The sequence below is a fragment of the Oceanobacillus sojae genome (assembly GCF_900162665.1).
GTDB lineage: Bacteria > Bacillota > Bacilli > Bacillales > Amphibacillaceae > Oceanobacillus > Oceanobacillus sojae_A.
On record NZ_LT727810.1, the window covers coordinates 726,028 to 742,216 of the forward strand.

A 16,189-nucleotide genomic window follows, 5' to 3' on the forward strand; every position below is an offset into this window, starting at 1 on the left:
TTATTAATTTTTTGCAGAAATAACCTTGTCTGATTTCCTTATTTCGAATCGGTTGTGTATGCAGCGACGGAGGATTATATTGCTTTTTTTATTCGTCATGCGTCGTCAATCTAGTGCAGGGATATTTATCCTGAGCCGGGAAATAAATAGATGGAGGTTTTAATATGGAAGGTACATTTTGGTCGCTGATACCTGCAATTGTCATGCTTGTGTTAGTGGTATTAACAAGAAAGGTTCTCATCTCAATAGGTACCGGAATTGTGGTCGGAGCGTTATTATTAAATGATTTTCATATATGGGGAACGGTAAAAGAAATATGGACGGTATTTTATACTATCTTTTATGCAAATGGAGCACCTGAAACCGGGAATCTATTATTAATTAGTTTTCTTCTTTTCTTAGGAGTGCTTACTGCATTCTTACAGGCATCCGGCGGGGCCAGAGCATTTGGAGACTGGATGCTGCGCCGTGTGAAAACACGTACTGGTGCGGAGGTGATGACTGCTGTTATCGGACTGATTATTTTTATAGATGATTATTTTAACAGTTTGGCAGTAGGTCAAATTGCGAGACCTGTAACAGACAGACAAAATATCTCCCGTGCAAAATTGGCGTACTATATTGACTCCAGCTCGGCGCCGGTTACTGTAATCGCCCCGATATCAAGCTGGGGAGCTTATATTATTGGAATATTGGGCGGTCTGTTTGTAGCAAATGGTATTACAACGATTCAGCCGATTGAAGCTTTTATACAAATGATACCTTTGAATTTTTATGCTATTGCCTCGATTATTTTAGTATTCATTGTAGCATATTTTCATTTTGACATTGGTCCGATGTATACACATGAAAAACGGGCAAGAGAAGAAGGGGAATTACTTGATCCAAAAAGAAATCAAGTCTCAGGGGATCTGGGTGATGTATTCGATCCGCATAAAGATGGAAAGGTATTTCATTTAATCATTCCTATTGTTGTATTATTTGTTGCTACTGTAGTTGCTATGATTGGAACAGGCATTACGGAAACTGAAGGCAGTGCTTCTATTATCGATGCTTTTGCGAATACAGACGTAAACCTTTCCTTAATTATTGGCGGTATTGCAGCAGTACTTACTTCGGTTATTTTTCATATGAAGCAAAGAAAACCCCGCTCAGATATAAAGCGAATTTTTATAGAAGGCTTTAAAACAATGATTCCGGCCATAAATATTCTTATTCTTGCCTGGATGATCGGCTCTATTATCGGTGCTTTGGAGACAGGGAGCTATTTAGCGGGGTTAGTGAATAATTCATCTATCTCTGCAGATTTTCTGCCGGCAATCTTGTTTATTATTGCCGGATTAATGGCTTTGGCAACAGGATCATCATGGGGAACCTTTGGAATTATGCTTCCTATTGCAGCAGAAGTCATGGCAAATACGGATATGGAATTATTTTTACCTGCATTGGCAGCTGTACTTGCGGGAGCAGTATTCGGGGATCATTGTACCCCGATTTCAGATACAACTGTTTTATCGTCAACTGGCGCAGGAGCGCATCATATTGATCACGTTTTGACGCAGCTGCCATATGCTTTTATTGCAGCTTTTACGGCTCTGGTCGGTTTCTTTGTGATTGGGTTTACCCATTCAACATGGATTGCTTTAGCTGCAACGATTATTCTTTTGATAGGAATTGTCTGGGTGACACATGTATTATTTGTTCAGAAAAAAAAGAAGGCATCATAATGGAGGGCTTGGAATACATTTTAGTATTCCAAGCTTTTTGACTATTATCATACAATAATTTCTGCACAAGCATTTTGTTATGTCTATATATCTGTAATTAAATACTGTAATTTCCATTATTGGATATTGACAAACGTCCAGGAAAGGATATAATACAAATGAATAGTCTGAAAGTAGTGATTTTTGTTATTATTCATATCTTAAGCGCTTTCATTCTGTTTTATTTATTAAAAAAGGGGGTTATGTAGGATGGAAAATCGTTCACAGTGGGGAACACGTGCCGGGTTTATTCTGGCAGCTGTAGGATCAGCCGTTGGTCTGGGAAATATATGGCGCTTTCCGGCAGTTGCATATGAGAATGGCGGCGGGGCATTCTTTATTCCTTATTTATTTGCTTTATTGACTGCGGGGATTCCTATTTTAATTATGGAGTTTACCATGGGTCAAAAGTATCGCGGATCTGCACCTTTAACGTTTCGGAGGATTAATAAGAAAACAGAATTTATCGGATGGTGGGCAGTGCTTGTCGCATTTGTCATTTCCACATACTATTCCGTGATTATTGCCTGGGCAATATCTTACTCTATCTTTTCCTTTGATCAGTCCTGGGGAGAAGATACAGAAGGTTTCTTATTTGGACAGCACCTGCAGTTAGCAGATATTCCAGGTGAAATTGGCGGATTAGTGCCTGGTGTATTAATTCCATTAATTATTGTCTGGATATTGGTACTGGGTATTTTATTCCGGGGAGTTAGAAAAGGAATTGAGGTAGCAAACCGTATTTTTATTCCTTTACTGCTTGTTGTGTTTCTTATAATTGTGATTAGAGCAGTCACTTTACCAGGGGCAATGACAGGTTTGAATGCCTTCTTTACACCTGATTTCAGTCAGATTCTGTCACCTAGTGTATGGATTGCTGCCTATGGTCAAATTTTCTTCAGTTTATCCATTGCATTTGCAATTATGATTACTTATTCGAGTTATTTACCTAAAAAATCAGATATTACGAATAACGCATTTATTGTCGGATTCGGAAATTCCGGCTTTGAGTTATTAGCAGGTATCGGGGTATTTGGAATATTAGGATTTATGGCTACTTCCGCCGGTGTAAGTGTGGATGAGGTTGTTACCGGAGGAGTCGGGCTGGCGTTTGTTGTATTTCCCGCTATTATCAATGAATTACCGGCATTTAACGGTCTCTTCGGGGCACTGTTCTTCATATCGTTAACCCTTGCCGGAATAACATCATTGATGTCTATTACAGAGACTTATGTAGCTGCATTAGTAGATAAATTTAAAATTTCAAGATCGAAGGCTGTGCTTTTTGGCGGCGGTCTTGCAGCGCTTATTTCATTATTATATGCTTCCAAAGGCGGCCTGTACTTCTTAGATAATATTGATTATTTTATCAATCAATTCGGTGTGGCCATGATTGGACTTGTCGAGGTAGTTTTAATTGCCTGGGTTCTTCGTAAAACCAATATGCTTAAAAATCATGCCAATGAAATTTCTGATATCCGGCTTGGATCATGGTGGACAATCAGCATTGCTGTTATTACACCGATTGTAATGGGTTATATGATGTTTGGTCTGTTTAAGCTGAATTTAATGAGAGAGTTTGACACAGACTCCGGGAATTATGAAAACTATTCAAATGCCTTTATAAATAATACAGGCTGGGCAGTCGTAGCTGGTGTGTTAATACTTGGAATTATTCTGGCATCAATAAAATGGAAATCCAATGATTCATTATCTGATTACGACGATAAATAGGAGGGAAAGTGCTTATGAGTGCTTCAGCAATTATTGTAATGATTATCGGTATCGTTGTTATATGGGGCGGATTAGCAGCCAGCATTTGGAATGCTGTTCAAAAAGGTAAAGGATAAGCTTCATAAAAATTATGATTGTATTTAAAAGATGGTGTGTATTCCGTTAAGAATGGGATACACACCATCTTGTCAATATAAATTTAATTATTGTTTTTTTCCATCCGCTCCCATTTCGAAATAAAAGGGTAGGGATCAAATGAAAATTCACTGTATCCGTTATCTTTGTACATGCCGTAATGAAGATGCGGAGGAAATTTACCGGATGTTCCAGGAGGTCCATAGCCTGTGGATCCGACACTGCCCAGTATATCACCAGGCTGCACAACCTGTCCTACTTTTATATCTTCGTCAAAGCCGCTCATATGCGCATAGTAATGATAAATATTGTAAATATCACGAATTCCGATACGCCATCCGCCGTACAGGTTCCAACCCATCATTTCAACAACTCCATACGTTGTTGACCGTACTGGAACCCCGTAGGAAGCGAAAATATCTGTACCCTCATGAATTCGTAATCCTCCAAATCCGCGACGGTCTCCCCAAGTGCTGCGATAGCTGTAATTATAATTCGTATCCAGTGGAAAAGCCCGGTCTGTTAAATGAATATCACCAAATTTTTGAAACACTTTTGCGGTATTCATGATGGTCTGTACAGTTAGGTCACGTTTATAATGCTCCCAGATTGCAATTTTAACATCATCCTCATGTAAGCCGTAGGATAAAATATGATTTGCCATTGTATAAAGGATGTCTTCCGGGTCATTAGAATCTGCCTGGTTATCATCATTTCCGTCTTTACCAATTCCGCCAAATTGTTTTATAATGTCCTGTTCAGTTGATTTCACTGCATTTCCCAAACCAAACCATTCTGTTTCATCGAATTGGATTGAAATAACTTTTTCTTCTTCAGTGGAAGGAAGCGTATTTCGCTCGTAATTATCCATTGCTGCAAAATAGTACCACGGGACTTGGGTAATTGCTTCTATTTTTTTAAATAAAGCCATTCTATCTGTATATATTTGATTTTCGGCTTCTGCTTGTACCAAAGAAGCTGTTTGAAAAATAAAAAAGAAACAAAGCATCGTCAGTGTGACATTGCGAATTCTAGCCAGATGAATCACCTCCTTATGAACTATAGATATGCCATTTCACTTTAGTCATCTTTCTTCATGGAATCAACGATCGTCTGTACTAATGGTTCAATATCTAAATCATCATCCTCCATAACGGAATAATGCAGTGTTTCAATGTTTTGAATTAAGCTTTTATCGTCAGAAGCATGAATTGTATAGAAGCCGGGAAGGATGGATAGTGCAGTTTTTTCTGCATTTTCAATAGCTTCCTGTTTAGAAATATTATCAGACGCTTCAAATGCGATTAATGCTTCCTCATCGGTTACCAGAGTAGCCACTTCTTTAAAATCAGGGTTCTGTAATAAAATACGTGTAATCATATCAGCCATTTCATTTCTGTCAACATGGATTGCTTTTGGTTCGGTTTGGTTATTCTGTTCAAATTCATCCTGAGTATAGCGGACAAAACCAAGCTGATCACGCGCTGGCGAGTTGGTGTCAGTTTTCATCTCCGGATTTCTGTTCTTTGGATCTAAAGGGTCTGGATCTGCATTATTTTGGTCGGCTCCACAGCCTGCAAGCATTATAAAAGCGGTTAATACGATAATTCCTATTCCTTTGTTCATATTCATTGCTCCCTGCTAAGTTTTTTAAATAAAGATATGCCTGAAAAAAAGATATCTTTTCTTTTGCTATCGTTTTTAGATATTATATATATTAGTTTTGGAAAAGAAGCGTAATTCATGCAGGTAATTTTTTCTGGTTTTTCTAACTGTTTCTGTGATAAACTAAAAAGTAATTGATAAGGAGTGTGGGTGTCATCTCATGATTGAATTAAATGGGAAAACATATGAATTAATTGAAGAAAATAAAAATGGTTTTGAAGCTGAGGCTATTAAGGAACGGTATTCAGAGGTTTTATCAAAGTATGATTTTATTGTCGGTGATTGGGCGTATGAACAGTTGCGCTTAAAGGGCTTCTACCATGATAATCATGCCAAGGCTCCTATTGATGCTAAAATCAGCTGCTTTCAGGATTATATGTATGAATATTGCAATTTTGGCTGTGCGTATTTTGTTTTGAAAAAGGTGCAGAAATAAAAGAAGTTCAATATATCTTCTTATGATGGAATAAGAAGGCATTTTGAACTTCTTTTCTATACGTAATAAAACGTTAGTCGTCCTCATTCTCTAATGGATGTGCTCCTGGAGCTCTTCTCTGCAGCTTTTTATGCTGTTCTTTATCTGCGTAGGTAAATGCACTGGTCCGTTGCTGACCTTCTTCCCAATCTGTTGATTTTCCGGAAACTAAATCATTTTCACGAATATCTGATCCATAAGATCCTTCTGGAAACTCCTCTGGAATTAGTGCATCATGCTGTTTTTGAACTGTTGAGAGCTCTTGATAATCTTTTTTCGGCATCTTCATTTCCCTCCTTATAATTTCATTTTGTACAGATGGAGGGAAATAACGCCTTCTAAAAATTACCGTTCTTCCACCGGAGCCATTTTATATCCGCGAAAACGCTTGGTAAGTAATTTTCCAAGTCGGAAAATGGCGTCTTCATTACCAGTCCCACTGATTATCTGTACTCCTATCGGCATATTTTTCTCGTCTTCACCGACAGGTACAGTAAGAGAAGGAAGTCCCCATACATTTGCGTATGCTGTATATGGCATATATTGCAGATAGGTTTTACGTATAGAGAAAATTTCTTTAAAAACCTGACCATGCTCCAGTGCAGATTGATAATAAACAGGCAGAATCAACAGACGTTTATCTAAATATGTCTTTAACAATTCATCGCCCTGCTGGAGAATATCAGCGATTTCCATGATTCTTTTTCGGGAAGGCTTAAACATTTTAGCTCCCATGATTGCCCATGACAAATAAGGATGGACATTTGTACGCTGGTTCAGTTTTTCTCTTAAAAATGAGCGCAATAAGCCGGAACGGTCATTATTAAAAGCTTCATCTTCAACTAATTTACTTCCATTGATGGACATCACTTCCTGCCAGATTAATGCACTGTCTCTAAAATAAGGAGGCATAATCTGCTGGACATTGTAAATTTTTTCAAGGAAATTCGCCAGCTGTCCTAATAATTGTCCTGTTCTGGTGGAAAGAGGATAGCCGGGATTCAGCGGTAATATCTCTATTTTAAAATCACGCAAAGTTTGCGGCTTTACCGGCGATTGAGATAAAATTTCGTAGATAAGCTGCATATCCTGAACGGACTTTCCCATTGGCCCTACAGTAAGCATACGTTTTTGCAGGTCATGCTGGACCGCAGGGAAATGTCCTTCGACCGATACGGCAGCGTTGCCTGGCTTAAAGCCGATAACACCATTGAAATGTGCCGGAAACCGAATGGATCCGCCAATATCAGAACCGATGCCGACCGGTGCACCGCCAGCAGCCAGCAGTGCACCTTCTCCACCGCTTGATCCGCCGGCAGTTTTTGTTATATCCCAAGGGTTATTCGTTCTGCCATATAGTTTATTATCTGTCTCCTGGCAAAAGCAAAGTGCCGGGGTGTTGGTTTTTCCAAGAATAATGGCACCCTCTTGCTTTAATTGGCGTACAACTTCGGCATCTTCCTGATAAATAAGATCCTGGCGATGCTCTAAGCCGCCTGTTGTCTTCATTCCTTTTACATGGAAGCATTCCTTGATGCTGATTGGTACGCCATGTAATCTGCCTAAAGATACCTTATTTTGAAGTTGCTCATCTGCTTCATGTGCTTCCTGCAGCGCCTCAGAAAACCGGTTTTCTACAACAGCGTTGATAGCAGGGTTAATCGCATTGATTTGTTCTATAAAAGCCGTCACAGCTTCTACAGAGGTGATTTGTTTCTTTTTTATTGCTGTTGCAATACTGCTTGCATCCATTTTTAAAATTTGTAACTTTTCCAATGTGCATACGTCCCCTTAATTCTTATTAGATTTACTATACCATGTTTTTAAAAAAGAAGGATATAATTCGTCTGCCCTCTTTATTTTCAATGAAAGTCCGGTGAAATTACCCATGTAATTATGATATGATAGTAGTATAGACGTTTTTGGAGGTATCATTAATGTATTTTGTAGATCAAGAAAAAATTAGACACACATTGACATTTATGAATGACATTTTAGATGCATTTAAAAATCATTCCTATAAAAGTAAAATGGATTATCTGGCATTAGAGCGGATGGCACATGTTTTTATAGAAGGTACGCTGGATGTCGGGAACATGATGATAGACGGATTTATTATGAGAGATCCCGGCAGCTATGAGGATATTATTGATATTTTAGTGGATGAAAAAGTTATTCCCGCAGAGGAAGAAGAAGTTTATAAAGCGCTCATTCTCTGGAGAAAACCTTTAGTACATGATTATCAGACAATCGATCATAAAAGCTTAGAACAGTTTTTCAAAGAAAATCTAAATATATTCATGCAATTTTCGGAGCGGATCGATAAGTATCTGCAAAATGAATTAGGTGTTGCGAACGCTTTTTCTAATAAGTAATAAGCATGTTTAAAAAGGGGGCTTAAGCGGATGGGAAAACGTATCTCGACAAAGGATAAGATTATCCGGGTGCTGAAGGAACAGGGAACGTTAACGATGGACGCCATTATGGAGCACTTTGCTATTTCAGAGACAGCCGTCAGGAAACAGCTTCATACACTTGTGCAAGAAGGGTTTATTGAGGTACAGCAGCATAAAAAAGAGATTGGGCGGCCTTACCATACATACAGCCTGACGGAACAGAGCCAGGTACGTTTTCCCAATCGCTATAAAGAACTCTCCTTAGATTTGCTTCATGACTTAGAAGAATTGCAGGGAAACCAGCTTATCAGTGAGCTTCTCAAAAAACAGTCATCCAAAGAAAAAGAGCAATTAAAGAAGTATTTAGATAAGTATTCAACTGCTGAAGAGAAAATAACTGCTTTAAAGGATCTGCAGAATAAAAGCGGATATATGTTTCAAGTGGAGAATAAGGGACAGGAAGGGTTTCAATTAAATAATTTTCATTGCCCTTTTTTAGAAGTGGCAAAGGATTATCCAGTGATGTGCCACCATGAAAAAGAAATGTACGAAGCTTTATTTCCAAATCGGGAAATAAAGACAAAATCATTGCTGGTCGATGGTGAGAAATGCTGTCAGTGGAAAATTGCTGCCGTTTCAGAATGATTAACCTGTCAACCTGATGTATGGAAACTTCAATGAAGAAATAGAGATAGAGAGGTCATAACGTGAAAAACTATAAAGGGTATCTTATTGATTTAGATGGAACGATGTACAGGGGGAATGAAGTCATCCCAGAAGCTATTCCTTTTGTGAAGCAATTAGCAGATAGAAATATTCCATATGTATTTGTAACGAATAATTCTACCAAAAGCACGCAGGAGGTAGCTGAAAAGTTAAAACGATTAGGAATCCAGGCAGATCATAATCAGGTTGTTACAAGCAGTATGGCTACAGCAAAATATCTGCAGGAGCAGTCTGTAAAAACATGCTACTGTATTGGTCAAAGCGGACTGAAGGAGCCGATAAAAGAACATGGTATCCAATTGAAAGACAGTACAGATGTAGATGCTGTAGTTGTAGGATTAGACAGGGACATTAATTATGATAAGCTTGCCACAGCATGTATTGCTGTCAGAAAAGGTGCGCGGTTTATTTCTACCAACCGGGATCACGCTATCCCGACTGAAGCAGGAATGGGACCTGGTAATGGCGCTTTTACAGCATTGGTCCAAACCAGTACTCAACAAAATCCTGTTTTTATTGGAAAACCGGATACAATTATTATGAAAGAGGCATTAGATGTTCTCGGCTTTCCAAAAGAGGATGTTTTGATGGTGGGGGATAATTACCAAACAGATATCCAATCAGGATTTAATGCAGGGGTGGATACCTTATTTGTTCATACAGGAGTTACCTCTAAGGAAGAATTGGCTGTTTTTGAGAAACAGCCGACTTATATAATGGAAAAATTATCAGAATGGATTTTTGAGTAATACAAAAGCATTCATATTCTATATCAAAACAGAATATGAATGCTTTTTTTTATCCGTCCAGTTCCTCATGCTCGTTTTCTGCATCTCCATGAGCGAGACGGCTGGATGCTGCTGCAGCAATAGCACCGACGATATCATCTAAGAATGTATGAATCTCGCCGCTGCTTTTATCATTTAGTTTTTCTAAGATACCAGGTTTTTGTTTATCAATATAACCAAAATTGGTTAAGCCGATAGAGCCATATACATTAACAATAGATAAGGCAATTACTTCATCAATGCCATATAATCCTTCATCAATTTGAATTGTTTCCTGAAGCGGTTCGCTTAATAGCTTTTTCTCTGCCAGTACATCCAGCTCAATGCCTGTTATGACAGCATTTTGCACTTCTCTTTTGGTTAAAACACGATTCACATTAAAGCGGCATTTGTCCATTGTCAAATCTGTATGATATTTTGACTGCAGATAGTATACCAATTCTGCAATATCATCTATTTTTACTCCACGTTCTTTTAACAGCTGTCTTGCTCTAACTTCCAGTTTTGTTTTGCTTGTATATTTCGTCATTTTAAAACACACCTTTTTTGATTTAATATGATTGTATAGTCATCTCCTTCATATATTTAATATATACGATAAGGAGGAGTTTGTTGATGCCTATGTCAGAAATGCTCCGAAGTCAATACGCAATCCAGGTTGAAGGGAAGCAGTTTATTGAAGAGCGTGAAGGTTATCAAAAAGAGCATTATATTTATTTTACCATTCCTGCTGGAAACAAGGAAATGATATTAATGGAACAGGCAACTTTAGCCTACTACTTAAGAGAAAATGGCATATCCTCTGTAGCTTATCCAATCAGGAATATCAATGGGGAATGGTTTACCAATCACGGAAACGGACTTTGGATGGTTCTTGTATTAGAAGATTATTCACAGGCTTCAGGAAGCGGGAGTGCAGGGAATAAACTTGGAGATATTCATCGTATTGGCAGCAGTTTTCAGTATGAGCCTAAAGCTATTTCCAGCTATGGTACATGGAGAAAGCTTTGGGAAGAAAAGCTTACTTTTTTTGAAGAAGAATTGACCAGGCAGGCAAAGGAAGAGGCGGCAAGCAGTTATTTATCGGAAGTAATGGATGTTTTACCTTATATTGTTGGAATCAGTGAGAATGCTATCCAATATTTACGGGAGAGTGAGAAAGAGCAGCGGATCTTACAAACTGATCAGGGAACAGTGACTTTCTCCAGGTGGAGTACTTTCGGGAAAACAATTATTTGGACAGATGAACTCGTATATGACCATCCAACCCGGGACATTGCTGAGTATATTCGTTTTTCCTTTTTGCAAAATCGGCCGGACACAGAAATTAATCAATTCTTAAATGATTATCAAAATTATCAGCCATTATCTGTGTTTGCATGGAGGCTTGTGTTTGCCAGGCTATTCTTTCCGATTCATCTTTATGATTTTTTAGAAGAAGGATTTCAGTATCAGGATTTTCAAAGATTGGAGCAATTGGTAAAGCATCAGGAAGTGTATGAGAGAAGACTGGCACGATTTTACGAAATGACGGGTGTAGATGTTTCCGATTGGCGGATTCCTATGATAAGCTGGTTGTAAGCAGTATCATAACAAATAAAAAAGAAATATCAGAGAAATAATTATCATTTATTCGCAGGAGGGAGAACACCAGTATGTCTAAACCAAAGGTCTACATTACCCGTAAGATTGATGAAAAGTACTTACAAGCATATCGGAATGAATTAGATATTCACATGTGGGAAAAAGAGGAGGAGTCTGTACCGAGAGAGACACTTTTTAAAGAGATAGCAGATGCTGATGCTTTATTCGCAGTGTTAAGTGACACTATTGATGAAGAGCTGTTATCAAAAGCTCCTCGTTTAAAGGTTATTGCTAATATGGCTGTCGGCTACGATAATATTGATGTGGAGGCATGTAAAAAGCATCAAGTTGTTGTTGCAAATACCCCTGATGTTTTATCGGAAACAACCGCAGATTTAGGTTTTTCACTTATTATGGCTACTGCCAGGCGTATTGTGGAGGCGGATGAATGGGTGAAGCAGGATAAGTGGCAGTCGTGGGCCCCATTTTTCTTTGCCGGCACAGATATTTACGGGAAAACACTTGGAATTGTTGGAATGGGGAGAATCGGAGAAGCTATTGCTAAACGGGCAGCTGGTTTTGACATGAATATACAGTACCACAATCGTTCCCGGAAAAAAGATGCAGAGGAACGATTAAATGCAAAATATGTCAGCTTCGATGAGCTGTTAGAGACTTCTGATTTTATTGTGACCGTTGTTCCACACACCAAAGAAACCGATAAATTATTTAATAAGGATGTTTTTAAAAAAATGAAATCCAGCGCTATTTTTATAAATATTTCGCGCGGCAAAGTAGTGGACGAAGAAGCGTTGGCAGAGGCACTTAAAACTGGGGAAATTCAGGCAGCAGGTCTGGATGTTTTTGATGAAGAGCCAATTAGAGCAGATCACCCGCTTGTCGGTTTGAAGAATACGGTATGTATCCCGCATATCGGCTCTGCCAGTGTAGAAACAAGAACAAAAATGGTTCAGCTCTGTCTGGAAAATATTCAGGCAGTTGTCACTGGGGAACCAGCCATTACCCCCGTATCGTAAATAAGGATAATAAAAAAACGGAGTGTCTCTATCAAGGCAAAAGAGCGCTCCGTTCTATATTAAATTCATTAAAAAACCTGTTCGATTTCTGTTACACCAGGAACCTCTGCCATAAGTGCGCGTTCAATTCCGGCTTTTAAAGTAATGGTTGAACTTGGGCAATTGCCGCATGCTCCCATGAGACGTAATAAAACGACGCCATCATCATCAACGTCAACTAATTCTACATCCCCGCCATCACGTAATAAGAATGGACGAAGCTTGCTTAATACTTCTTGTACTTGTTCTTCCACAATAACCTACTCCTTTCCTACAAATCTATTATAACGCGATTAAACACAAAAATCTATTTGAAAATGATTTTCAATTGAATGAATTTCATAATTGCTCTTTTTAAAAATACAAAGACGAACAGAATTTTCGAAAGTGTATTTTAAAAAACAAAAATTATGCAGCTTGTTGTTGCTGAATAAGCTCCGCTTGGATGCGATCCGCAGCTAATTTGGAAGCATTGTAAATCAAAGCGACCATGTCAAAATGGACTTTCGCACGCTTTCCAGTGCGATAGCGAACATTATTTAACTGATAGAACTCTTTTAAATAAGCGTTGACACGTTCTACTGCTGTCCGTTGTTTAAAAATCTTTTTCCAAGCTCTTGATCCGCGCGCAGGCGCCGTATAACGTCTTAAATCGGTGGTTATTTTGACTTTATACACTTTTTGACAGATACCTTCATTTGCAAGTGGGCAGTTGCTACATTCCTTAGGTCTGGTATACTTCAATGTTTCGTATTTCGGATCAAAGCTGTCATATTTATAGGAATGTTCTCGCAAACAGGTCGGGGCAAAATCCTTATCAAACCCGATCATTTCGCCTTCATTGCGTTTATTATAGGCAATGACAGACTGTTGTCCCATGCGATGAATTTGTTCATAAATCGGCTCGAAATCATAGCCCGCATCCAATGTCTGGTAAGAAGCAGACGTAAGCGGAAGTCGTTGATCTATCCCCTTCAATAGGGCGATAGCGGCTTTTCCATCATTTAAGCTGCCGGAAGAAAACAAGGATTGTAGAATATACTGGCTTGATGCCCCAACTGCGAGGTGTCCTTTGTAGCCAAACCAATACTCGTTTTTACCATCTGCATTCTTTTTCACACCCCATTTTGGGTTCTGTGGCACTTCTGCACGCAATACGTCTAATGGAACGTCTAATTGAGCTTCTATTTTCTTTTCATACAATGGAAGATTCGCTTCTTTTTCTGCTTGTTCTTTGAGATATTGGTCGCGTTCTTTCTTGGATTTACGCCCACGCTTTTTGGGTCTGATTTCCGATTTTTCTTCTTTTTGAACGGGCGCCTTGTCCCGGGCTTCAAAATGGGTTGCGTCAATGGCGATGACTTCATCAGCGATAAATCCTTCTGTGATAGCTGCCAGTGTTACGTTTTCGAAGGATTTCTCTAAAATATCTGATTCACTCAGTTTTGTAACCAAGCGAGAATACGCAGCTTCTGACGGTGTAGAATCGGAAACAAGAAATCCGCAGTTCATTTTAAAGATAAAGTCATCATTTAGACGCTTGATTAAGTCTTTGATCGTTGGGATGCGCTCGATGTAGCGAATAAAAAAAGAAATAATCATCCCTGCATAATTTAGCTCAACAGGCGCTCCAAGCCGGGATTTCTTATTAATCGCATGATAAATACGATCCAGATCAATCGCTGAAATAATCGCTTCATATTTTTGGGTAGGTTCCATGTCATATAATTCTTGGATGCCAAATAGACTCGGTTGTCGTATAATGGTCATAAGAAGTACTCCTCCAGTCTTTTTATGGTTTTGTGGTTATTACCATTATACAAGATTTGGGGAGGTACTTCTTTTTTTATGCCCTGAACTCATTGGGACGCAAGGGTTAAGAATTATGAAATTCACTCAATTAGCTGGTTAATTATATTTTATCTTTTTCCGCTTATTTTGTAAAATAATTAATATAGGTATACGCTAAAAGATAGCATGACTCTGAAGGGAAGTGTATAATATGCCGGAAATAACGATAACAGTCTATGGAAGCGAACAAATCTGTGCCAGCTGTGTCGGTGCCCCAGGCTCCAAAGATACGTACGAATGGCTGCAGGCAGCCATTGGAAGAAAGTATGCTTCTGATGGTGTTCAATATAATTATATTGATATAAATAAACCGCAATCAGATTCGATTCATCAGGCATATGTTGACAAAATAATCGAAGAGGATCTTTTTTATCCTATCATCTGGGTAAATGATAAAATGGTAGCTGAAGGTATTCCAACCTTAAAGCCAATCTATCAAGTATTAAACCAGCTTGGGTTAGAGACAAAAGAAGGATAAGCAGAAGAGGAGAGTAGCAGATGAAAATACCATTTACAAAAATGCATGGATTAGGAAATAATTATATCTATATAGATCTTTTTCATACAGAGTTACCAGAAGAACGATTGTCTGAATTAGCTGTTAAAATGTCAAACCCAAATACGGGAATTGGTTCAGACGGAATGATTCTGATCCATCCTGCAGAAAAAGCAGAAGTAGGAATGCGAATTTTTAATAAGGATGGTTCGGAGGGCATGAATTGCGGTAATGGGCTGCGCTGTACGGCAAAATATGTTTATGAAACTGGTATTGTAAATACAAAAGAGTTTTCCATACAGACGAAAGCAAATGTTGTCCATGCTATTGTTAAAGTGAATGGAGATAAGGAAGTAGAAGAGGTCACGATTGATATGGGAGAGCCCATTTTACAAAGAGAGCAGATTCCAATGCTTGGAGAAGCAGAGACAACAGTTATCAATGAGCCATTCCAGGTTGCTGATGAAACACTATATGTTACTGCAGTTTCGATGGGAAATCCGCATGTTGTTACAATGGTAGACGCAATTGATAATGCGCCGTTAACAACGCTGGGACCAATTATAGAAAAAGATGAGCGCTTCCCTGAAGGTGTTAATGCAGAGTTTATCGAAGTTGTATCTGAGGAAGAATTACATTTCCGTGTCTGGGAACGCGGCTCCGGGATTACGGAAGCGTGCGGAACTGGAGCATGTGCAGCTGTTGTTGCTGCGACATTAAATAATAAGGTAAGCAAAGGGAAAAAAATTGTTGTTCATTTAGCTGGCGGTGATTTATTCATTGAATGGAAAGAAGACGATCATATCTGGATGACTGGCGGAGCAGAAACAATCGCTTCAGGAATTTTCTACGCATAGAATGAATTACTTGATTCTGACAAGTGTGGGTGTATACTAAGTTTATAGGATATACAAGGATAAAGGAGGTTCAGAAGATGATCATTGAACTGACTGATCGTGCAAGTGCACAGATTAAAGAAATGATGAAAGAAGAACCGGATCAATCGCTTCTCCGCTTTGGTGTAAAAGGAGGAGGATGCAGCGGTCTGTCTTATTCATTGGGCTTTGAAGATGAGGTTAATGAAGAATTGGATATTATTGAAACCATTAATGATATTCCAATTGTTTTTTTCAATCAGGATATTCCTATTATTAAAGGAACAAAGATTGATTATAAAGAAAATATGATGGGCGGCGGATTCAGTATCGATAACCCGAATGCCATTATATCCTGCGGGTGCGGTTCTTCCTTCCGTACTGCAGAGCATGCCGGCGCACCCGGTGATTGTTAATGGAGAAGAAAGATTGGCAGAGATTTTCTGTCAATCTTTCTTTTAACTCTCTGTGTGATGTAAACTGAATTTCCCCAATACCTGCTGTAACATACCACTTAGAAAAACCAAGAAAATCACTTATTCTTTAAAAAAAGACAGAAAGCTTCCTGCAGCTCCTTTTCATTTTTAACAAATAGAAAAATAAAACCGCTTGAACGGGATTA

19 protein-coding genes are annotated in these 16,189 nt (G+C 38.7%); 12 read left to right on the top strand and 7 right to left on the bottom strand.

The window, feature by feature from the left end; translation table 11 throughout:
• Nucleotides 1-164: 164 nt before the first annotated feature.
• The 3 genes from BN1068_RS07095 (at nucleotide 165) to BN1068_RS23330 (ending at nucleotide 3,616) form a co-directional block, all read left to right on the top strand.
• The gene (locus tag BN1068_RS07095; RefSeq protein WP_077602121.1) at nucleotides 165-1,727 is read left to right on the top strand and encodes a Na+/H+ antiporter NhaC family protein; all 1,563 of its coding nucleotides are present in this window, start codon (nucleotides 165-167) and stop codon (nucleotides 1,725-1,727) included.
• 249 nt (nucleotides 1,728-1,976) lie between these two features.
• Nucleotides 1,977-3,500 carry a sodium-dependent transporter gene (locus BN1068_RS07100; RefSeq protein WP_077602122.1) on the top strand — a complete coding sequence of 508 codons (1,524 nt, stop codon included), beginning with the start codon at nucleotides 1,977-1,979 and terminating at the stop codon, nucleotides 3,498-3,500.
• Between the two features lie 14 nt (nucleotides 3,501-3,514).
• Nucleotides 3,515-3,616, top strand: coding sequence for a methionine/alanine import family NSS transporter small subunit (locus BN1068_RS23330; protein WP_077602123.1), 102 nt, complete (start codon nucleotides 3,515-3,517; stop codon nucleotides 3,614-3,616).
• Between the two features lie 83 nt (nucleotides 3,617-3,699).
• Here the strand turns inward: BN1068_RS23330 and BN1068_RS07110 are convergent, their stop codons facing one another.
• Both BN1068_RS07110 and BN1068_RS07115 read right to left on the bottom strand, forming a co-directional pair.
• The gene (locus BN1068_RS07110; RefSeq protein ID WP_077602216.1) at nucleotides 3,700-4,644 is read right to left on the bottom strand and encodes a M23 family metallopeptidase; all 945 of its coding nucleotides are present in this window, start codon (nucleotides 4,642-4,644) and stop codon (nucleotides 3,700-3,702) included.
• Between the two features lie 71 nt (nucleotides 4,645-4,715).
• A complete protein-coding gene (locus BN1068_RS07115; protein ID WP_077602124.1) occupies nucleotides 4,716-5,261 on the bottom strand; it encodes a YhcN/YlaJ family sporulation lipoprotein in 546 nt (181 codons plus the stop codon).
• A 199-nt stretch (nucleotides 5,262-5,460) separates the two neighbouring features.
• Between BN1068_RS07115 and BN1068_RS07120 the strand changes: the two genes are divergently transcribed.
• On the top strand, nucleotides 5,461-5,736 hold the full coding sequence (locus BN1068_RS07120; protein WP_077602125.1) for a YutD family protein: 276 nt from the start codon (nucleotides 5,461-5,463) through the stop codon (nucleotides 5,734-5,736).
• 73 nt (nucleotides 5,737-5,809) lie between these two features.
• Here BN1068_RS07120 and BN1068_RS07125 read toward each other — a convergent pair whose 3' ends face one another.
• Nucleotides 5,810-6,058 (bottom strand): hypothetical protein, encoded by a 249-nt coding sequence (locus tag BN1068_RS07125; protein WP_077602126.1) that lies wholly within the window; start codon nucleotides 6,056-6,058, stop codon nucleotides 5,810-5,812.
• 62 nt (nucleotides 6,059-6,120) lie between these two features.
• Nucleotides 6,121-7,551: an amidase gene (locus BN1068_RS07130; RefSeq protein WP_077602127.1), complete on the bottom strand. Its 1,431-nt coding sequence runs from the start codon at nucleotides 7,549-7,551 to the stop codon at nucleotides 6,121-6,123.
• A gap of 161 nt (nucleotides 7,552-7,712) precedes the next feature.
• Between BN1068_RS07130 and BN1068_RS07135 the strand changes: the two genes are divergently transcribed.
• The 3 genes from BN1068_RS07135 to BN1068_RS07145 all read left to right on the top strand — a co-directional run bounded on the left by BN1068_RS07135 (nucleotide 7,713) and on the right by BN1068_RS07145 (nucleotide 9,646).
• Nucleotides 7,713-8,150 (top strand): DUF86 domain-containing protein, encoded by a 438-nt coding sequence (locus BN1068_RS07135; protein WP_077602128.1) that lies wholly within the window; start codon nucleotides 7,713-7,715, stop codon nucleotides 8,148-8,150.
• Nucleotides 8,151-8,180: 30 nt separating this feature from the next.
• Nucleotides 8,181-8,816, top strand: a complete 636-nt coding sequence (locus tag BN1068_RS07140; protein WP_077602129.1) for a helix-turn-helix transcriptional regulator — start codon at nucleotides 8,181-8,183, stop codon at nucleotides 8,814-8,816.
• A gap of 62 nt (nucleotides 8,817-8,878) precedes the next feature.
• Nucleotides 8,879-9,646 carry a TIGR01457 family HAD-type hydrolase gene (locus BN1068_RS07145; protein WP_077602130.1) on the top strand — a complete coding sequence of 256 codons (768 nt, stop codon included), beginning with the start codon at nucleotides 8,879-8,881 and terminating at the stop codon, nucleotides 9,644-9,646.
• A 49-nt stretch (nucleotides 9,647-9,695) separates the two neighbouring features.
• On the opposite strand, the gene BN1068_RS07150 is transcribed toward BN1068_RS07145, so the two are convergent.
• The gene (locus BN1068_RS07150; protein WP_077602131.1) at nucleotides 9,696-10,214 is read right to left on the bottom strand and encodes a phosphatidylglycerophosphatase A family protein; all 519 of its coding nucleotides are present in this window, start codon (nucleotides 10,212-10,214) and stop codon (nucleotides 9,696-9,698) included.
• Between the two features lie 86 nt (nucleotides 10,215-10,300).
• Between BN1068_RS07150 and BN1068_RS07155 the strand changes: the two genes are divergently transcribed.
• Together BN1068_RS07155 and BN1068_RS07160 are read left to right on the top strand one after the other, a co-directional pair.
• Nucleotides 10,301-11,266: a hypothetical protein gene (locus BN1068_RS07155; protein ID WP_077602132.1), complete on the top strand. Its 966-nt coding sequence runs from the start codon at nucleotides 10,301-10,303 to the stop codon at nucleotides 11,264-11,266.
• 74 nt (nucleotides 11,267-11,340) lie between these two features.
• Nucleotides 11,341-12,306, top strand: a complete 966-nt coding sequence (locus BN1068_RS07160; protein WP_077602133.1) for a 2-hydroxyacid dehydrogenase — start codon at nucleotides 11,341-11,343, stop codon at nucleotides 12,304-12,306.
• A 68-nt stretch (nucleotides 12,307-12,374) separates the two neighbouring features.
• Here BN1068_RS07160 and BN1068_RS07165 read toward each other — a convergent pair whose 3' ends face one another.
• Nucleotides 12,375-12,599 (bottom strand): NifU family protein, encoded by a 225-nt coding sequence (locus BN1068_RS07165; RefSeq protein WP_040979025.1) that lies wholly within the window; start codon nucleotides 12,597-12,599, stop codon nucleotides 12,375-12,377.
• Nucleotides 12,600-12,753: 154 nt separating this feature from the next.
• A complete protein-coding gene (locus BN1068_RS07170) occupies nucleotides 12,754-14,115 on the bottom strand; it encodes a transposase (RefSeq protein WP_077601279.1) in 1,362 nt (453 codons plus the stop codon).
• A gap of 232 nt (nucleotides 14,116-14,347) precedes the next feature.
• On the opposite strand from BN1068_RS07170, the gene BN1068_RS07175 reads away from it, so the two are divergent.
• The 3 genes from BN1068_RS07175 to BN1068_RS07185 all read left to right on the top strand — a co-directional run bounded on the left by BN1068_RS07175 (nucleotide 14,348) and on the right by BN1068_RS07185 (nucleotide 15,983).
• Nucleotides 14,348-14,674, top strand: a complete 327-nt coding sequence (locus BN1068_RS07175; RefSeq protein ID WP_077602134.1) for a YuzD family protein — start codon at nucleotides 14,348-14,350, stop codon at nucleotides 14,672-14,674.
• A 20-nt stretch (nucleotides 14,675-14,694) separates the two neighbouring features.
• Entirely contained in the window at nucleotides 14,695-15,549 is an 855-nt protein-coding gene (gene dapF, locus BN1068_RS07180) for a diaminopimelate epimerase (protein WP_077602135.1), read from the top strand.
• A gap of 77 nt (nucleotides 15,550-15,626) precedes the next feature.
• Nucleotides 15,627-15,983 carry a HesB/IscA family protein gene (locus tag BN1068_RS07185; protein ID WP_077602136.1) on the top strand — a complete coding sequence of 119 codons (357 nt, stop codon included), beginning with the start codon at nucleotides 15,627-15,629 and terminating at the stop codon, nucleotides 15,981-15,983.
• Nucleotides 15,984-16,189 lie beyond the last annotated feature (206 nt).